This is a genomic window from Sulfurimonas sp. NW15 (assembly GCF_051132285.1).
GTDB lineage: Bacteria > Campylobacterota > Campylobacteria > Campylobacterales > Sulfurimonadaceae > Sulfurimonas > Sulfurimonas hydrogeniphila.
This window is the reverse complement of the sequence record NZ_CP093237.1, coordinates 942,353-959,428: the sequence shown is the minus strand read 5'-3', so window position 1 is coordinate 959,428 and position 17,076 is coordinate 942,353. Positions and strand designations below refer to the sequence as shown.

Below are 17,076 nucleotides of genomic sequence, written 5' to 3'. Positions count from 1 at the left end.
AATTACAGAATGATTGAACCAGAGAATAAAAAACATTATGATGTCATCGTTGTCGGAAGCGGTGCAGCCGGAATCATTGCAGCAATAGTTGCGGCACGTGAAGGCAAAAAAGTCCTCCTTTTGGAAAAACTCTCAAAAATAGCTTCCAAACTAAAAGCCACAGGCGGTGGCAGATGCAATCTTACAAACACCCTTTCAAATGAAGATTTCATGGCACGTTTTGGAAGAGAGGGGCGTTTTATGCAAGATGCACTCAAAGCCTTTGACAACAAAGCTCTCGTCACTTTTATGGATGAAATCGGCGTAGAGACCCATGCCCCTGACGGATTTAGAATTTTTCCCACATCACACTCTTCTGCCACCATCATTGCCGGGCTCCAAAAAGAGATGCTCAGACTCGGCGTCAGCGTTACATGTAACCAAAGAACCACAAGGCTTTTGGCAACCGGCAATCACATAGACGGGGTTAAAACACAAACAGATATCTTTTATGCACCCAATGTCATCATCGCAACCGGTGGGCTTGGTTACCCTGTGCTTGGTGCTGAGGGTGACGGCTACAATCTTGCCAGTGAAATCGGGCATAAAGTAACCGACCTCTCCCCTGCCATGATGCCCTTAAAAACAAAAGAGAGCTGGGTCAAAAACTGTCGGGCTGACACCATTGCCAAGGTTGAACTGCGTGTCAATCTGAAAAAACATAAAAAACTGCGGGCAAAGGGTGATTTGATTTTTACAAACTCCGGCATACGAGGACCCGTTGTGCTTGATTTTGCCAGAGAAGTCACACCGCTTTTAAAAAAATACGGTGAAGTGCCACTGCTGTTGAATCTGACAAAGGGAAAAAATGAGGAACAGATACGCGAACATTTTAAAAAAGAGAGTGCAAAAGAAAATATGACAAACATCTTGCAACTGCTTAAAACTCTTTTACCGGAAGCACTTGGCCTTGAGCTGTGCCGATTAGCAGACATAGAGCCAGACACACCATACAAAAAACTCGAAGGGAAAAAACGAGACAGACTTATTTCACTCTTGGCATGGACACCCCTCACCGTTACAGGACATGACGGCTTCAAAATGGCAATGATAACAAGAGGCGGCATCTCCCTCAAAGAGATCAATCCTAAAACAATGCAGAGTAAGATTATGGACGGTTTGTATTTTTGCGGCGAGGTTATGAACCTTGACGGTCCCTGCGGAGGATACAACCTGCAATGGAGCTTTGCCAGTGGCTTTCTTGCAGGCAAACTTTTAAAATAAAAAAGCTTCACTTAATGACAGTGAGGTTGAAACCCAGGTTTCAAGAAAGTATCGAAAATACAAACTTTACTTTTTTTGAGTCTGCCATAGTGGTTTTACCAGAGCACACTCCCAACCGTCATATTTTCCATTATAAGCTTCACTTACATCTATAAGTTCCACAGTCAAAGCATCTATGTCATAATAAAAAGGCTTGTCTTTTCTGTAAAAAGAAATACCGTACATTGTTTCATCTCTAAAAGGCACTTCACTTCTTTTTTGCTCTGCAAATCCCATCTCCTGAATTTTTTGCACAAATCCTTCTCTGTCATCATTACATGTAAAGTAGCTTTTATGTTCTATTGCCCTTGCCTGATGAAGGTCATCACCTTGTTCTTTAAGGTTGTCGCAGGCATGATGATTGGTGATGATCTGCCACTCTTTTACAGTCGGAAAGAGAAGTTTTTGATAAACCTCCCATTCGCTGTCTATGCGTGATCCAAACTCATAGCTATACTCAGGAAAATGTTTCATCGCATCTTCAACTGTATTTTTCCATTCAAAATCCATTTTCAGAGCATAAATAAAATTTACTGCACCCTGTGTAATAATACGTCCTATATATTTTCCGTTGCGATACCGCAAAGACTCCATCTCCAGCCTGTCTTCTATAAATCCGACATCATCGCCCTCTTGTTCCCAAACCAAACCGTCCTCTTTTGGATTATTCAATTTTACTTTGACAAATCCTACATACATGTACTCTTCATCCGGCACGCTGTCCGCCACACCAGCATTCAATGATACCATCGCCGCATGCCCGTCTACAGGCTTCATATACGCTTCCCAATACTCTTGCATTTTCTTTACTCCATTTCCAAACTCATAAGGAACATATCTTCCCCGTCTGTTACATCGACATCAACCGAACCACAACTTTGACAACAGTAATGAATTTTTTCAAGTTCACTGACTTCTTCACAACTGTTGCACTTTATGACAATCGGCTGAATGTTCATGACAAACTCCGCACCGTCGGCTATGGTCTTTTCCTTAAAGGTATTAAACGCAACCTCAAGAAGGTGCGCTTCTATACCGCTCATGACACCGATTTTTACAATGATTTTTGTTACTTTTGTTGCTTCATTTTCTTCCGCAATATTTTCAATCTGTTCCAATAGTGCCTGGACTACACTGTACTCATGCATTTACTTTTCCTGAATGATTATTCGTTATTGTAGCTTTTAGTCGCTGTGGTGTTTCTAAAGGGCATATTTTATAGACAAATTCATAGCGTTTTTTATGAAAAGAGCTGCCTTCTTCCCAAAATTCCGGGTACATCACTGCTATTTCTTCTTCACGATGATGCTCTATCTGTTTTTTATGTGATTCTATGTATTCCTCTTTGTCCCATAAAAAATCTTCTAATTTTTCCTCATCACAAATAAGTTCCAAACAAAAATTTTCAAGTTCTTTTCTGTACTCTTTGTGAGCAAAAAGTTTGTCCGCCAAACCTGTCTCTTTTGCTTTGCCTGCACTCAAAGGCAGACACTCCTCTAAAATCTTCTCAGCATACTCTTTACCGACCCGCTTTGGTAAGCTGTAGGTGTGATACTCACTGCCACTGAGGCGCAATGTTTTATAGTGGGGATTAAGCACAACCCCTTCTTTTACCACAACATAATCACAGGCAAGTGCCAAAAAAACACCGCCTGCTCCCGCATTTTTATGAAGAGAAGCTACAGTGACTACATCATCGGCAAACAAAACACTTTTTACCAAATCATTCATTGCATTGATATTGCTCCAGCCGTCTTCGCCGTTTTTTTTACTGTCTTCTAAAATATTCAGATGAATGCCATTACTGAAAAAATCCTCTCCGCCCATCAGCACAACAATTTTTACCTGCTCTTTGATATATTCAAAAGCATATTTTAATTTCATACACTTGTCACTGCTGAAGGCACCGTTGTGAAAATTGAAATACAAATATGCCACTTCTTCTTTTATATCACAGCTTATTTCATAAAAAGTTTTATAACTTTTGTCAAAAATCAAAGGCAGTCTTTGCTCTTTGACACCTTGCAATCGCTCTTTTAAAACATAGGTGGCAGGAAGTTTGAAACGGTTTGGCTCTTTGAGATGGGTAATCCAGACCGCTCCGTCAACAGTTCCCAGACAGATGGCACCGTCTCGTTTGGCAAGAATCTCTTTTGGTTTACCTTTTAGTTTTTCCTCTCTCCATGCTCCGTACAGGTAACATTCTACTCCTAAAATTTCATCTTTTACTCCAGGATGCGAATCACTCATATATATTTTTTTTAGAATCTCCTGTGTTGTGTCTTTCTGCCAGTCAATCGCTCTGTCTTTTTGAGACAGAGCCTGATGCATCGGTAAATTTGACTGCGATGTAAACTTTTTACCCTGTATATTTTCTAAAAAACCGTCAAGCATACTGTAAAAAGTTGTTATGACTTCATTTCTGTATATACTTGCTTTGTAAGCTTGCCGCATCCCAAAATTTTGTGTAATGACAACATCACCACTGTCAAACTCTCCATTTGCTTTAAGAACAGTAACTCCCCACTCTTTTTTGTCAAGCCTGATGGCATTATCTATCGCATACGCCCCTCTGTCACCCAGTACACCAGGATGGACAATGTAGGTATCAATGTTTTCATAAATCTCTTTGGGTACAAACTTCTTTAAAAACGGACACAAAATAAAATCGGGGCCAAAACAAAAAACCTCATCTATCATCTGTTGTTCATTGATGGCAAATACCACATCAACACTGTACTTTCTGTCTTTAAAGTAAGTATATGCCACCTGTGTCAAGGAATTAAAGGCACTGACAAGAAGAGTAATTTTCATTTAAAAAAACTTATGACTTAAGCTTAAGCGGAATTTTGTAAAACTGTTCTATCGCTTTTTTTCCCAAATACCCGAGTATTCCATCTACTTTTACAAATGATGCTGTTGCAATGGCAAATTTTCCTCCAAGGGCTATGGCCAGACCGTAAATTTTTATATTTGCTTTGATAAGCGGTTTTTGTTTGATTGTACGGAGGATATTTTTTGCAGCGATGACTCCGCTTTGTTCTGCGGTTTGCGCGGTTTGCGGTAACGGTTCACCTGTTTTGTCTTTTAAAAATGCACAATCCCCGATAGCAAATATATGTTCATCTACTCGCAGATACTCATCGACCTTTAAAAGATTTTTCTCTTTTTCAAAGCCAAGATTTTTTATAAATTCACTTACTTCGAGTCCAATGGCTACAACCCCAAAATCAAACTCTATGAGCTCATCCTCAAGGTGCAAGCTGTTTGCTTCAACTTTTTGTACCATTTTTTGCAGTATGCGTATGCCGCTGTTTTGTAAAGTTTGCAGTGCTTTTTTTCTGGAGTGTTCATCAAGTTCACTCAAAAAAGCATCTGCAATCAAAGAGATTTGTATCTCCTGTGCCAAATTTGATTTTAAAAGATAATTTTGCATCTCAGCAGCAATCTCAACACCACTCGAACCGCCGCCGATAACAACTATGTTCGTATTTTTTTTCTCTTTTTTGAGATGTTTTACGATGGTGTCCTCAAAAGATTGTTTCAAATGCAAAGCATTTGAGAGATTTTTAACTTCAAAAAGATGATCATTTTTAAAAATAGAAGGAAGCAGTGTCTTTACCCCTACTGCTATTATGAGATAGTCAAAAAAATATTCTCCTTCTTTACATGTAACCGTATGTGTATCCACCTTGAAAACTTCATCCTGGATAAAACAAAAATTTTTATCTATCCCTTTGACAAGACTGTCCAAAGGGATGATGATATCATCCAAAGAACTGTTCAATGCAACAAGATTATAACTTTCTGTCTGCAGATAATGATAGCGGTTTTTATCTATCAGCGTTACCTCGATGTTTTCATTGTTGGCCAAAGTTTCCAGTGTTTTGATACCGCCATAGCCACCACCGAGAATAATAACTCTTTTTTTTCTGTTCATCTGTTACCTTCTGCTGTATTCCTGTATATGTTCAAGTCGTGCTTCTATAGGAGGGTGTGAGGCAAAAAAACTTCCTAAAAATCCGACTATTCCAAATGCTCTGTAATCATCACTGAGTGCCAATTCTTCTTTTGGAATACGCCCTAATTTCGCCAGTGCATAGTATATTCCCTGTGGTCCGCTCAAGTCAACAGCCCCTTCATCTGCACGATACTCTCTGTGTCTTGAGTACCACATCAGTATAGCAGTAGCAAACAGAGAAAAAATCATCTCTAAGGCAAAACTTATCGCAAAATACATCATATGGTTTGTATTGCCGTTTCTGTCCCGCGCAACCATAGAAGCAAGTAAACGGGAGACAAATATGACAAAAGTATTCAAAACCCCCTGCATAAGTGTCATCGTAACCATATCACCATTTTTTATATGGCTTATCTCATGTGCAAGAACGCCCTCTATTTCATCTTTGTCCATACTCTCAATAAGTCCGGTACTCACAGCAACAAGAGAATTGTTTTTATCCCAGCCTGTTGCAAACGCATTCGGTGGTGCATCAAATATACCAACTTCCGGCATACCTATATTTGCCTCAACTGAAAGCTTGTGAATTGTACCCAACAGCCACTCTTCAAAACTGTTTTGCGGTGTATCTATCAGCTCCACACCCATACCTCTGACAGCCATCCATTTTGACATAAAAAGAGAAATAAAACTTCCACCAAAACCAAAAAGTGCAGCCATCATAAAAAGCCCACTCATACTCTGTTGATCAATATAAATACCAAAAAAACTGCTTAGAATAAAAAGTGCTACATACAGTGATGCCATAACAGCCAGGTTCATTACTATTAACATAATGAAAGACATAGTTTTCCCTTTATAAAAAAATTATAATTTATTGTAGCTTCTTTTTTTATGCTCTTTTGCTACATAAGTAGCTTAAGCGCGCCTCTGAAAACCCTTAACAGATACGGGGCAAAAGTTCCCCTGTAGGGGTATCTAAAAACCTTTTTGTTCCGTACGGGCTTAACAATATAACTTTTTGACTGTATTGTTTAGTGACACTGGCAATTGTAACAGCATTTTTGGAATTTTCAAAAACATGCAGTATATCAAGTGCTTTTTGTGCATCTTCTTTTTTCACTGCCAAAACAAAAGTACCTTCATTTGCAAGGTTGAGTGCTTCAAACCCCAACATCTCACATACTCCGTTTACCTCCTGCGAAACAGGAACAGCATCTTCTTGCACTTCTATACAGATATTGGATTGTTTTGCCCATTCATTCAGTACGGCACTGACTCCGCCACGCGTTGCATCCCGCATAGCAGTGACTTTCACACCTGCATCGAGCAAAGCCTGCACCTGATGGGTCAGTGATGCACAATCACTCTCTAAAGTAGTTGAGAGTTCTATTCCCTCACGAGCACAAAAGATGGTTGCACCATGACATCCAATATCACGACTCAGCAAAATAACATCATCAGTTGTGATATTGTTGGAGCTTATCCCTTTTTTTTGGATTTCTCCTATTCCTGTTGTATTGATAAAGATTTTGTCAACACTGCCACGGGGAACAACTTTTGTATCACCGCTGACAACTACAGCACCATTGACTTCAAGCTCTTTTTTCATACTGCGCACTATTTTTTCAAGTTCACGGGTTGAAAACCCCTCTTCTATAATAACACTGCATGTAAGATATTTCGGCTTTGCACCCATCATGGCAAGATCGTTACATGTACCGCATACAGCCAGCTTTCCTATGTCTGCTCCCGGAAAAAAAAGAGGGCTTACCGTAAAACTGTCTGTAGAAAATGCAAGTTCGCCGCCATGTATCACCGCGGCATCTTCACTCTTTTGCAATATCTCATTTTTAAACGCTTTGTAAAAAATTTTGGAGATAAGCTCGTTGTTCTCTTCTCCGCCGTTACCCATGGCCAAAGTTATCTGTTTGTTCATAATAGATTTCCATATTTATAATACGCCGCACAGGCACCCTCACTGCTGACCATACAGCTGCCAAGCGGTGTCTGCGGTTTGCAGGCTGTACCAAAGATCGTACATTCGTTTGGTTTTGCCATTCCTCGAAGTATATCACCGCAGATACAAAGCTTATGGTCCTCTATCTCCTCTTTTGGTAAAATATCAGCATAAATATGTTCCGCATCAAGATAAGCATATTCGTCTTTGAGTCTGTATCCGCTATCGGGAATATTTCCAAGTCCCCGCCATTTAAAAAGAGAGGCTTTTTCAAAATACTTCTCTATAAGTGCCTGTGCTTTTTTATTGCCGTCATACGAAACAAGTCGTTTGTACTCCACTTCAAGTTCGCATCTGCCTTCATTGAACTGTCTGACTATCATCAAGATAGCTTCCATTACATCGACCGGCTCAAACCCTGCTACAACTACAGGTCGATTATACTTTTTTGGGAATTTTTCGTAAATTTTACTTCCCGTTATAACGCTTACATGTGAAGGCCCCAAAAAAGCATCAATTCTGTTGTTATAGCTGTCTACATGTTCATCTCTGCTGTCTATAAGCTCCACCATGACTTCAGGAACCGTGACATGGTTGATATGAAAGAAAATGTTTTTTATCTCTTTTTTAATAACAATATCTATAAGTGAAGTTGTCATAGGCGTTGTTGTCTCAAAACCGATGGCAAAAAAGATTATTTTTTTATCCGGATTTTCCTGAGCAATTTTGAGTGTATCAAGCGGAGAATAGACAAAACGCACATCCGCACCTTTTGCACGAGCATCCTGCAGACTGCCGTGGCTTCCGGGTACTTTTATCATATCACCGAGTGTTACCAAAATCGTATCATCAAGCTCTGCCAATATGTAGGCATGATCAATCCGCTCTTTTGGCATAATACATACAGGACATCCCGGTCCGTGGATAAAGTTTATATTTTTTGGCAGAAGCTGCGGGAGACCAAATTTCATGATAGAGTGTGTATGACCGCCACAGACTTCCATGATATTAACCGGTTTTGGAAGTTTTTTTGCCTCTTCGTTTATAAGTTTTGCAAAACCCTCGATTACCTCAGGATTTCGAAAACCGTCATACAGATCTTTTAACTGGAGTTGGCTCATTTTATGCACCTCTGTTTGGACAGTTATCATCCTCTTCAACCAAAGAACGCCGCTCTTCCTCATCAAGTTTTTCTAAAATTTCATTATAAACTCTGAGTGATTCGAGGGCATCCTCTTCATCTATTTTGTTCATAATGAAACCGATATGCAATAATACATAATCACCGATTTGTACATCATCTTCTTCCATAAGTTCGAGTCCTGCCTCTCTTGTGATACCCATAGTATCAACAACCGCAACATTACGCTCTTTGTCTATCTTTACTACTTTGCTTGGTATTGATAAGCACATATTACCCTCTCATCTTTCTTTTAAACTCTATCCAGTCTATCACTTTTTCAACGGAGGCTTTGTCTTTGATATTTACTTCCAAAATATCTACATTTGGCTTGATTTTTCGTGCTTCATTTTTTTCATGTTCCACATCATACTCAAAATGCTCAAGCAAATCCGTTTTTGTAATAAGTATCAAATCAGCCTGACGAAACATTACAGGATATTTTTCTATCTTGTCACTCCCCTCAGGAACCGAAACAAGGACAATATTCAGATGTGTACCGACATCATAAGATGCAGGACAGACAAGATTGCCGACATTTTCCACAAAACAGACATCAATCTCTTCAAGAGGCATTTCATGCAGACCCTTATGTACCATAAAAGCATCCAAATGACAGGCACTGCCTGTTTGAATCTGATATGCCGGTATCCCTTTTGCTTTAATCCGCTCAGCATCTCTGCTCGTTTCCAAATCACCCTCGATGACTCCAAACTTAAAATCAGCCATATCAGCCATATGCTCCAAAAGTGTCGTTTTTCCGCTTCCGGGGCTGCTCATCAGATTAATACTCAAGACATTGTGTTTATCAAAATGGGCACGGTTATGTCCTGCTTCATGATTGTTTTTATCCAGAATTTTTGTAATGACACTGATCGTTTTAGAATCATTAAGCTGTGGGTTATGATGCAGTGTTTCATGTGCTGCCTGGTGTTCATGGCTATGGTCGTGATGATGGTGATGCCCATCTCCTAAAGTTGTTCCTGTTATACTGCATCCGCAATCTGCACACATGTTTTCTCCTTATCCTAATAACATATCAGCACCTACAAGAACCGATATGAAACCGGCTGTTGTAAAGACTCTTCTTACATTCTTTTTGTTTGTCAAAACTTCTTTGTTGAGATATAAAATAATGCTTCCGAAAGAAACAAACACAATACTTACCCCTGCTATGAAAAAGAGTATCATCTCGAAATTTATACTCTTGTCATGAAGAGCACCAAGAGTAACAAGCATACCTCGTACTCCGCCCATACCCATCAGCGCTCCCATGGTCCATGCTGATGCTGTTTCTATATTTTCGGTATGTGTATGCTCTTTTCCAAAATAGATATGAATATGTTCTTTTCCGTCATGCATATGTTTGTTGAGATGGATTTTGTCCGTATAGACCATATACAAAAGATATATTCCCATTCCGATAATAACAGTTGAAGAGATAATATCCCCATATGCTGTTATTGCCTCAGGCAATCGATACACCTCTAAGATCTTTGCAAACATAAAAAGTGTCAATCCGTGGCCAAATGCAAACATAACTGTAATCATCATGGTTTTTTTCATAGACTTTCCGATAGAAAAATCCGCAATAGCTGTTAAATGGTCAGGCCCAAACGCATGAAGTATCCCGTAATAGAAGATTATCATATATCCTAATTCCATAAAGTTTTATCCTTTAAAAATGAATGTTTATTCAGGTTTAAAAGATTTTATACTATATTATGTAAAAGAAAGCTAAAAAGCAGTATTTCTTATATAATTTTAGAACTTTGGAGTTACAATGCAATGGCAAACCGAATGTTTATATTGCGGTGGTTACATGTATCGTCTGCATTCACACAATATCAAATGTTCACAATGCAAAAAAAAGCTTTCAATAAAAAGAGTAAATACAGTACTTTTTCTGATGGAGGCTTTTTTAGACAACAAAAGTGCTTTAGATGCATCGAAACTGCTGCATATCTCTTATGTCTGTGCAAAAAACTATTATCAGGATTTCAGAATGCTTTGTGCAAATATCAGTGAAGAACATTATATGAAAATAAGAGACAATGCCGTAGAATATGAAGAATATTTTTATATAGAAAAATCAAAAAAGCATAAAAGCGGTGCCATCTTTGATGCATACAATTTTTTGACTTTTGACTATAATGGATATATTTATACACTTTTAATGCCCTCTTTGCAAAAATATAAAAATCAGTTTCTAGAAGACAACCTTGAAGATACGTATACCAAAGAGTTTAAAAAATTTCAAAGAGCAAGCAAACTCATCCGACTTTCAAACAAAGAAAACAAAATTCTTGATTTTTGGAAATATTTTGAAAAATCGATTCTTGTATATAAAGGTGTTTCCCATAAACTTTTTGACTATTATCTCAAAGAGTTTGAATTTAAATTCAATTATTCAAAAGAAGAAGCTTTAGAACTTCTCATACAAAATTATTTTAAAGAGCAGACATGAAACAACTGGCACTCCTGAGCGTAGGAAACATTTTAGAATTTGATGATGGTGTAGCTGTCTATGCTTCACAATACCTGGAAAAAAACTACACATTTTCTCCGCAGACAGATATTCTCAACGGCGGTGTTGAAGGCATAAATCTCTTAAATCTTTTTATGGAGTATAAACATATCATCATTCTTGATGCCATTGAGATAGATGACAAACCCGGCAGTATCTATCATATACCATCAAATGAGCTTACAGGATATGGTCTCAATTCCGGCGGAGCACATGAAATAGGTGTGTTGCAGTGTTTTGATATTTTAGAACTTATGGGAAAAGAGATCCCTAAATCGAGTATCATCGGTATAGTGCCACAAAAAATTGATGTATGTATAGGATTAAGTATGACTATGCAGGAGACTTTTGGTACATATATTGATACTGTCATTGCTGTCTTGCAAAAAGAGGGAATTCAAGTAAGCAAAAATGAACATCCTGTCTCATTGGAAGCTATTATTGAAAGTTTCAAAAACCCTGTAAGCCGATAATGCAGATGCAATAATTTGCTTTGAACTTTGAGGAATTACAGGAGTTGTGGATATATCTCATATCTGCATTATCATGAAAAAGTCGTAGTTGCATCCAAAATCTTAAAAATGAATGAACATTCATATATTAATATATTCTATCTTATATTCCTGTTAAAAACCACGATTAAATTCTATACTCGGATTGGCAAATATATGTAAAATATCTTCCAAAGAGCATCTTTTTTCTTTTTCCTTTACAACAATTCCCATATTTTTCAAGGTCTGCAAAACAACACTGATATAGTTTTGCCAATGCGACTCAAGAGCTTCGCTCAATGCCACTTCTACCGATATAATATCCTCTGGAACAATACTGATGACCGTTGTCTCTGCCATTTTTTCACTCATAGAACAAATTTGCAGCATTTCGGCAATTTCAACTTCATTGGCAGTTTTTTTGACAAGCTCTCCGTCTAAAAATTCATCAGTAGTTTTTACACTGATCTCTCCCGTTTTTTTCATATTATCAGAGGCTGTATTTACAATAATGACTGCATCATATTCCTGCAAAAGAGGCATTAGTCTAAAGCCCAGTGTCCCTCCATCGACTATTTCGATTTTCGGTTCAAAATCAAAATTTTCTTTTAAAAACTTTCCGGCATACAGACCGGCCCCTTCATCTTTAAAAAATGCATTGCCGCTTCCGATAAGTGCTACTTTTTTATTCATAATTTTCCTTGATACTGTTTTGATGTAATGCATAATAGGCCTGCCCCAGTGATATACCACCGTCATTTACCGGTACTTTTGATGCAATATTATATTTAATATGATTTTTTTGAAAAAGAGACACAACTTTTTCCAGTAAATAACTGTTTTGAAAAACGCCTCCGCTGAGTATTACTCTTTTGTTTTTATGTTGTAAGCTGATTTGTATTATCATCGCAGCAAGAGCATTCATAAATTTTGCCGGTATTAGCTCTTTTTTCTCTTCGGCAAGTATCTCCTTGATAAGATTTTTACAAGATATCACATCATCTTTTACCTCAAAAGTATACTTCTTTCTTGTTTTAAATTCGCGTGCAAGACTCTCCATAATCATCCCGCTCTCTCCTTCGTGTCCTAAAGGATTCAAAAAACCACACAAGGCATATACAGCGTCAAAGAGTCTTCCCACAGAAGTAGTCTGTATAGAGTTTATACTCCTGTTTCGCATGAGGTAGAGCGTTTGTATCTCCTTTTTATCCAAAGAAGATACAAAATCATTGGGCATACTCTTTATTTCCTCAAGAGAAAAAATATCAAACAAAAGGGAAAGAGCAACTCTCTTTGGTTCTTTTATCGCTTTTTCACCCCCTATCAAAAAAAATTCTTCCATATGGCAGACTCTTTTGTACGCTTTTGGTGTTGCCAAAAGCACTTCACCGCCCCATAACACTCCATCGTCTCCAAAACCTGTACCGTCAAAACAAAATGCCAAAACTTCTTCATCCAAAGCATACTCTGCCATCGTACCCAAAGCATGCGCATAATGATGCTGCAGCTGTATAAGTTCACATAAGGGATGATTTTGTATGTACTCTTTGGCCCATTTTGTTGTTTCATATCCTGGATGTTTGTCACATACAATAATGTCAGGTTGAAAATTATAAAGTCTTTGAAAAGTTTGCACAGTCTGCCTGAAATACTCCATAGCGCCAACTGTATTTAAATCCCCGATATGAGGTGAAATAACAATATTTCCCTCAAAAGCCAAAGTAATTGTACTTTTTTGCTGTGCACCGAGTGCCAGGATTTTTTTACTCTTTTGTATCTTTGTTACAAAACTCAGTGGGGCAAAACCCCGTGCCAACCGTAATGTGATATTTTGATCGGCAATCTGCATCATAACACTGTCATCACAGCCGTTAATAATCTCACGGTCATGGTTAAGCGATACTTCCACAACAAGGGGCAATTTTTTAAAGAGTTCTTTTTGATCTTGAATAATCGGTTCATCACTTAAATTTGCACTTGTGGCTACTATGGGGAATTTGAGTTTTTTTAAAATCAATTCATGTAAGGGTGTATAGGGAAGGAACGCACCGATTTTGTCTATATTCGGAGCAATGTATTTGCATAATACCTGTTGCTGCTTTTTCTTTTTTACCAAAACAATAGGACGCTCTTTTGAAACTATGAGTTCTTTTTCACGCTTGGAAACTTGACAGATTTTTTGTAAAGACTCTATATTTTCAAACATTACAGCCAACGGTTTGCTTGGTCTGTGCTTGTTAATTCTCAAAAGCATCACTGCTTCTTCATTTCTTGCATCACATACAAGATGAAAGCCGCCCAATCCTTTGACAGCCACTGTTTTACCGGATTTTATACACTCACATATTTTTTCTACAGCCTCATTGTTCTGAGCCTGACACTCTTCCATCAAAGATACAAATTCCAACTTTGGTCCACAGTCATAACAGGAAATCGGCTGCGCATGATAACGACGATTTGTCGGGTCTTCATACTCCTCTTTACATGTATCGCACATTGTAAAGTTTTGCATTGAGGTGTTTTTTCTGTCATATGGAAGATTTTTTATAATGGTATATCTCGGTCCGCAGTTGATACAGTTGATAAAAGGATACATGTAACGGCGGTTTTTCTTATCAAACATTTCACGCTTGCAGTCATCACACAGTGTCATATCCGGGCTCAGCATTGTTGAAAGAGCGCTGTCTTTAGATTTTACAATACTAAAACCATCATCACTTTTGAGCTGTATATCTTCAATGCCCAGCGTATCTATTCTACTCAAAGGCGGCGCTGAAAAATCAATCTCTTTGATAAATTCAAGAAGCGTCTCGTTTTCCCCCTGTACTTCAACAACAACGCCATTTCCATCATTAAAAACAAAGCCGCATAACCTGTACCTGTTGGCTAAGGCATAAATAAACGGGCGAAATCCGACACCTTGAACAATACCGCTGATATATATCTTTTTTCTACAGATAGACTCCGCCGACAACAGCACTCTCCTTGCCAATTGGATAATTCATGTTCATAAGAGGCGGAGACATTTTCAAATTTCTTTGCATTCTTGAAAAAAGTGACTGGTTTGAAAAATGTGTTCCGCACAGTACAATGTGTTGGGCTTTTGTTTTGGATTTGAGTTCCTGTAAAATATCATTAAAATAATCCCCAAAACTCTCAAATATGGAATAAGCGAGGATAGAAGTACTTACATCAGCCAACTGGTATGAGATAATGCTTGAGAGAAAAGCCGCATGGTCAAAACGGTTGTCACTTACATGGGTGTCAATTTGGATACCGCCTTTGCCTACAAATTTCATCGCTTCATTGACAACGCCCCGCATTGTTTCATCTTCAATTCCGAGTAAAATTGCCACTGCTTCAAAAAGCTTCACATCTTTTTTCTTTTGCAGATGAAGCAGCTTTTTATAAATGCGGGGCATGTTTTTTTCCAAATTGACGACAAGTCTGTCAGACCCTTCTCTGAGATTTTTTATATCTTCTATGATGTTTTTGCCATCAAAAGCCTTGGGAGGCACAACTCTGAGAACATTTTTACCGTCATAATACAAAAAAGAGGGTTCTTCGTCAAAATAGGCTCCGACACATTTTTCTCCGAAAACCTCATGTTCTGCAATCACAGACATAAAAGAAGCCTCTTCGGGCATAAAAATATGCTGATTTGGATGATACACTTCTTCTGTCCCCTCTATGACATTTACTTGCTCTACATGTAAAGAGTCAAAGTGTTGCATTTTATCAAAAAACATCTTATTTTCTTTTGCAAAGCCGATATATTCGTCAGCGATAGACAAAACATTTCGTTTTTTCAGATTATGTGAAGGGAAAGAGACTCTCTCTCCCTGAGCAATAAAAGAGACATCTTTGTTTAAAAAGACTCTCATGTCTTTTTGCGGATTGATTTCAAGGTCATAATCCATCAGCATATCAGCCTCACAGGCAGCATCAGCATCTTCATAGGCAATAAAATCTACGCCAAGTTTTTGCAATTCTGCTCCCAGCAAAATACAAAATCCGTCATCAGGATACTTTACATAGGCAGTATTGCGTCCAAGCTTTTCTTTAAGTGCTTCATTTTTAAGCGTTACATGTAAGATCGGTCGCTCAATACCAAGCAGCGCATTAAACTCCTCTGTAATCAAGGAGAGATGGTCTGTTATTTTGGCCGCATTTATCATCATAAGCACGGAGTCATCATGCATTGTATCGGCTTTGTAAAAGAGACGATATCCCATCGTTGTTTTTATGAGCAGTTTTTTATCATCATTGAGTGCTTTTGCCGCCACCTCAAACATCGTACGAAAACTTCCTGCATCATTGGCATAGCGTTCACTCGATTTGTTCACAAGACGTACCGGTACACCACACTCCTGGCAGCTGTTAATGTGATGCGATTCTCTCAAACCGGCACTTTGCATCTCTTCCTTACACGATGCACAGGGAACAACAAATTTCATAGAGGTGTTTTGTCGTGCATAAGGATAGGCATGTAAAAAACTGTAATTGCCTCCGCAACAGCTGCATGATGTAAAAGGATAGTAATATCTGCGTGAGCTTACATCAAACATCTCTTTTTGACAGGAGGGGCAAAGTCCCAGGTTTAAAGGGTATTCATTCTTTAATTCTGTCTTCGAAGAGACTTCTTCCTCGTTTGCATAACTTTTGGAAGCTTTTAAAAAGATGGAAGCCGGCAGTTTTTGTGCAATTGTATCAAGACACGCTTGTAGATTTTCATGTTCTGATGCAAAAGCACAAATAATTTTTCCTTCTCTTTGCGATATGTCCGCAACAATATCACAGGTTTTTACAATAGATACGACTGTATTATAAAGATAGTTTTGAGAAGATGTTGTGTGTAATTCCAAGATGAATGCCATTGAATGCCTTTAAAATGATTTTTCTGTGTCAGAAAGAAGCGCTATGCTTCTTTCTCTTTAACAAATTTGGTACCGCTGACAACAATACCAATGTCTCCCTCTTTCCAAAATATGGTACGCCATACCTGATAATAGATATGAAATGCCACCCAGGAAAGGATAAACCACATAGTCATATGATGCACTATGCGCACATCCATAATATTTGTTCCCGTTGCCGTTGAACCAATCATCCATGATGAAACCGGCAGGGTCCAGTCTGTCACCAAATGCAACATCCAGGGCCACCATGACCCTATAGAACTCAGCCCGGATTCAAGCCCGTGTACATAGAGTTGCAGTCCTGTCAAAAGCATCCATGCAAGCATTAAATGAAACAGCAAAAAGAAAACAGTATTGAAACTGTCACTGTGAGTAGAATCAAACTTTTTACGGCGGTTCAGCATAACAAGGTTGATGATAACTTCAAAAAACTCTTTGATGTTTCCTGCCGTCGGGATGATCTTTTTATATGGTTTTTCAAATCTTGAAAAGAAATAAAGATACGCGATGACAATACTGCTGACGTCAAATATGATTGCAATCATAAAATGCACCCATCGGTTCCATGCCATCACATACTTCATAACAGCAGGCTCAGCAATCAGTGTCTGATAATAAGGATGCCCTATATAGAGTCCGGTTACTACCGCACCTATCATGCTGAATGCGACAACCCAGTGGTTGAGCCGCATAAAAGCTGTCATCCTTTTGACTTGTTTGTATTTAGGTTTCATAA

General features: G+C 38.4%; 17 protein-coding genes. 3 read left to right on the top strand and 14 right to left on the bottom strand.

From position 1 onward, the window contains the following. Nucleotides 1-9: 9 nt before the first annotated feature. Nucleotides 10-1,263: an NAD(P)/FAD-dependent oxidoreductase gene (locus MLC52_RS04860; RefSeq protein WP_434581464.1), complete on the top strand. Its 1,254-nt coding sequence runs from the start codon at nt 10-12 to the stop codon at nt 1,261-1,263. Between the two features lie 66 nt (nt 1,264-1,329). Here MLC52_RS04860 and MLC52_RS04855 read toward each other — a convergent pair whose 3' ends face one another. From MLC52_RS04855 to MLC52_RS04810, 10 genes are all read right to left on the bottom strand, one after another. Next, nucleotides 1,330-2,103 carry a DUF695 domain-containing protein gene (locus MLC52_RS04855; RefSeq protein WP_434581463.1) on the bottom strand — a complete coding sequence of 258 codons (774 nt, stop codon included), beginning with the start codon at nt 2,101-2,103 and terminating at the stop codon, nt 1,330-1,332. A 5-nt stretch (nt 2,104-2,108) separates the two neighbouring features. Then, nucleotides 2,109-2,450 carry a hydrogenase maturation nickel metallochaperone HypA gene (hypA, locus tag MLC52_RS04850; RefSeq protein WP_434581462.1) on the bottom strand — a complete coding sequence of 114 codons (342 nt, stop codon included), beginning with the start codon at nt 2,448-2,450 and terminating at the stop codon, nt 2,109-2,111. Further along, nucleotides 2,443-4,116 (bottom strand): enoyl-CoA hydratase-related protein, encoded by a 1,674-nt coding sequence (locus tag MLC52_RS04845; RefSeq protein ID WP_434581461.1) that lies wholly within the window; start codon nt 4,114-4,116, stop codon nt 2,443-2,445. Before MLC52_RS04845 ends, hypA begins: the two co-directional genes overlap by 8 nt. Before the next feature lie 10 nt (nt 4,117-4,126). Continuing rightward, complete coding sequence (locus tag MLC52_RS04840; RefSeq protein WP_434581460.1) at nt 4,127-5,242, bottom strand: NAD(P)/FAD-dependent oxidoreductase; 1,116 nt, start codon at nt 5,240-5,242, stop codon at nt 4,127-4,129. 3 nt (nt 5,243-5,245) lie between these two features. Further along, nucleotides 5,246-6,109: a protease HtpX gene (gene htpX / locus MLC52_RS04835; RefSeq protein WP_434581459.1), complete on the bottom strand. Its 864-nt coding sequence runs from the start codon at nt 6,107-6,109 to the stop codon at nt 5,246-5,248. A gap of 94 nt (nt 6,110-6,203) precedes the next feature. Next, entirely contained in the window at nt 6,204-7,202 is a 999-nt protein-coding gene (gene hypE / locus MLC52_RS04830) for a hydrogenase expression/formation protein HypE (RefSeq protein WP_434581458.1), read from the bottom strand. Then, nucleotides 7,199-8,344 carry a hydrogenase formation protein HypD gene (gene hypD / locus MLC52_RS04825; RefSeq protein ID WP_151900564.1) on the bottom strand — a complete coding sequence of 382 codons (1,146 nt, stop codon included), beginning with the start codon at nt 8,342-8,344 and terminating at the stop codon, nt 7,199-7,201. Before hypD ends, hypE begins: the two co-directional genes overlap by 4 nt. A 1-nt stretch (nt 8,345) precedes the next feature. Further along, complete coding sequence (locus tag MLC52_RS04820) at nt 8,346-8,636, bottom strand: HypC/HybG/HupF family hydrogenase formation chaperone (RefSeq protein ID WP_151900565.1); 291 nt, start codon at nt 8,634-8,636, stop codon at nt 8,346-8,348. 1 nt (nt 8,637) lies between these two features. Next, a complete protein-coding gene (gene hypB, locus MLC52_RS04815) occupies nt 8,638-9,417 on the bottom strand; it encodes a hydrogenase nickel incorporation protein HypB (RefSeq protein WP_434581457.1) in 780 nt (259 codons plus the stop codon). Nucleotides 9,418-9,426: 9 nt separating this feature from the next. Next, nucleotides 9,427-10,068, bottom strand: a complete 642-nt coding sequence (locus MLC52_RS04810) for a hypothetical protein (RefSeq protein ID WP_434581456.1) — start codon at nt 10,066-10,068, stop codon at nt 9,427-9,429. Between the two features lie 244 nt (nt 10,069-10,312). On the opposite strand from MLC52_RS04810, the gene MLC52_RS04805 reads away from it, so the two are divergent. Then, nucleotides 10,313-10,870 (top strand): transposase, encoded by a 558-nt coding sequence (locus tag MLC52_RS04805; protein ID WP_346388633.1) that lies wholly within the window; start codon nt 10,313-10,315, stop codon nt 10,868-10,870. Further along, entirely contained in the window at nt 10,867-11,403 is a 537-nt protein-coding gene (locus MLC52_RS04800; RefSeq protein WP_434581455.1) for a HyaD/HybD family hydrogenase maturation endopeptidase, read from the top strand. The genes MLC52_RS04805 and MLC52_RS04800 overlap by 4 nt, the downstream gene beginning before the upstream one ends. A gap of 153 nt (nt 11,404-11,556) precedes the next feature. Here the strand turns inward: MLC52_RS04800 and MLC52_RS04795 are convergent, their stop codons facing one another. Genes MLC52_RS04795 through MLC52_RS04780 form a run of 4 tightly spaced genes read right to left on the bottom strand, consistent with a single transcriptional unit; the run spans nt 11,557 to nt 17,074 of the window. Next, complete coding sequence (locus MLC52_RS04795; protein WP_434581454.1) at nt 11,557-12,114, bottom strand: hydrogenase maturation protease; 558 nt, start codon at nt 12,112-12,114, stop codon at nt 11,557-11,559. Beyond that, the gene (gene hypF, locus MLC52_RS04790; protein WP_434581453.1) at nt 12,107-14,395 is read right to left on the bottom strand and encodes a carbamoyltransferase HypF; all 2,289 of its coding nucleotides are present in this window, start codon (nt 14,393-14,395) and stop codon (nt 12,107-12,109) included. Before hypF ends, MLC52_RS04795 begins: the two co-directional genes overlap by 8 nt. After that, nucleotides 14,373-16,298, bottom strand: coding sequence for a Kae1-like domain-containing protein (locus MLC52_RS04785; protein WP_434581452.1), 1,926 nt, complete (start codon nt 16,296-16,298; stop codon nt 14,373-14,375). Before MLC52_RS04785 ends, hypF begins: the two co-directional genes overlap by 23 nt. Before the next feature lie 41 nt (nt 16,299-16,339). Then, nucleotides 16,340-17,074, bottom strand: coding sequence for a cytochrome b/b6 domain-containing protein (locus MLC52_RS04780; protein ID WP_434581451.1), 735 nt, complete (start codon nt 17,072-17,074; stop codon nt 16,340-16,342). Nucleotides 17,075-17,076: the final 2 nt, after the last annotated feature.

What these genes read in the sequence shown, in the direction of transcription:
- MLC52_RS04855 (WP_434581463.1), bottom strand. Translation starts at nt 2,103, where the DNA reads ATGCAAGAGTATTGGGAAGCGTATATGAAGCCTGTAGACGGGCATGCG.
- MLC52_RS04785 (WP_434581452.1), bottom strand. Translation starts at nt 16,298, where the DNA reads ATGGCATTCATCTTGGAATTACACACAACATCTTCTCAAAACTATCTT.
- MLC52_RS04805 (WP_346388633.1), top strand. Translation starts at nt 10,313, where the DNA reads ATGGAGGCTTTTTTAGACAACAAAAGTGCTTTAGATGCATCGAAACTG.
- hypB (WP_434581457.1), bottom strand. Translation starts at nt 9,417, where the DNA reads ATGTGTGCAGATTGCGGATGCAGTATAACAGGAACAACTTTAGGAGAT.
- MLC52_RS04800 (WP_434581455.1), top strand. Translation starts at nt 10,867, where the DNA reads ATGAAACAACTGGCACTCCTGAGCGTAGGAAACATTTTAGAATTTGAT.
- MLC52_RS04780 (WP_434581451.1), bottom strand. Translation starts at nt 17,074, where the DNA reads ATGAAACCTAAATACAAACAAGTCAAAAGGATGACAGCTTTTATGCGG.
- MLC52_RS04840 (WP_434581460.1), bottom strand. Translation starts at nt 5,242, where the DNA reads ATGAACAGAAAAAAAAGAGTTATTATTCTCGGTGGTGGCTATGGCGGT.
- MLC52_RS04820 (WP_151900565.1), bottom strand. Translation starts at nt 8,636, where the DNA reads ATGTGCTTATCAATACCAAGCAAAGTAGTAAAGATAGACAAAGAGCGT.
- MLC52_RS04845 (WP_434581461.1), bottom strand. Translation starts at nt 4,116, where the DNA reads ATGAAAATTACTCTTCTTGTCAGTGCCTTTAATTCCTTGACACAGGTG.
- MLC52_RS04860 (WP_434581464.1), top strand. Translation starts at nt 10, where the DNA reads ATGATTGAACCAGAGAATAAAAAACATTATGATGTCATCGTTGTCGGA.
- hypA (WP_434581462.1), bottom strand. Translation starts at nt 2,450, where the DNA reads ATGCATGAGTACAGTGTAGTCCAGGCACTATTGGAACAGATTGAAAAT.
- MLC52_RS04810 (WP_434581456.1), bottom strand. Translation starts at nt 10,068, where the DNA reads ATGGAATTAGGATATATGATAATCTTCTATTACGGGATACTTCATGCG.
- MLC52_RS04795 (WP_434581454.1), bottom strand. Translation starts at nt 12,114, where the DNA reads ATGAATAAAAAAGTAGCACTTATCGGAAGCGGCAATGCATTTTTTAAA.
- hypD (WP_151900564.1), bottom strand. Translation starts at nt 8,344, where the DNA reads ATGAGCCAACTCCAGTTAAAAGATCTGTATGACGGTTTTCGAAATCCT.
- htpX (WP_434581459.1), bottom strand. Translation starts at nt 6,109, where the DNA reads ATGTCTTTCATTATGTTAATAGTAATGAACCTGGCTGTTATGGCATCA.
- hypE (WP_434581458.1), bottom strand. Translation starts at nt 7,202, where the DNA reads ATGAACAAACAGATAACTTTGGCCATGGGTAACGGCGGAGAAGAGAAC.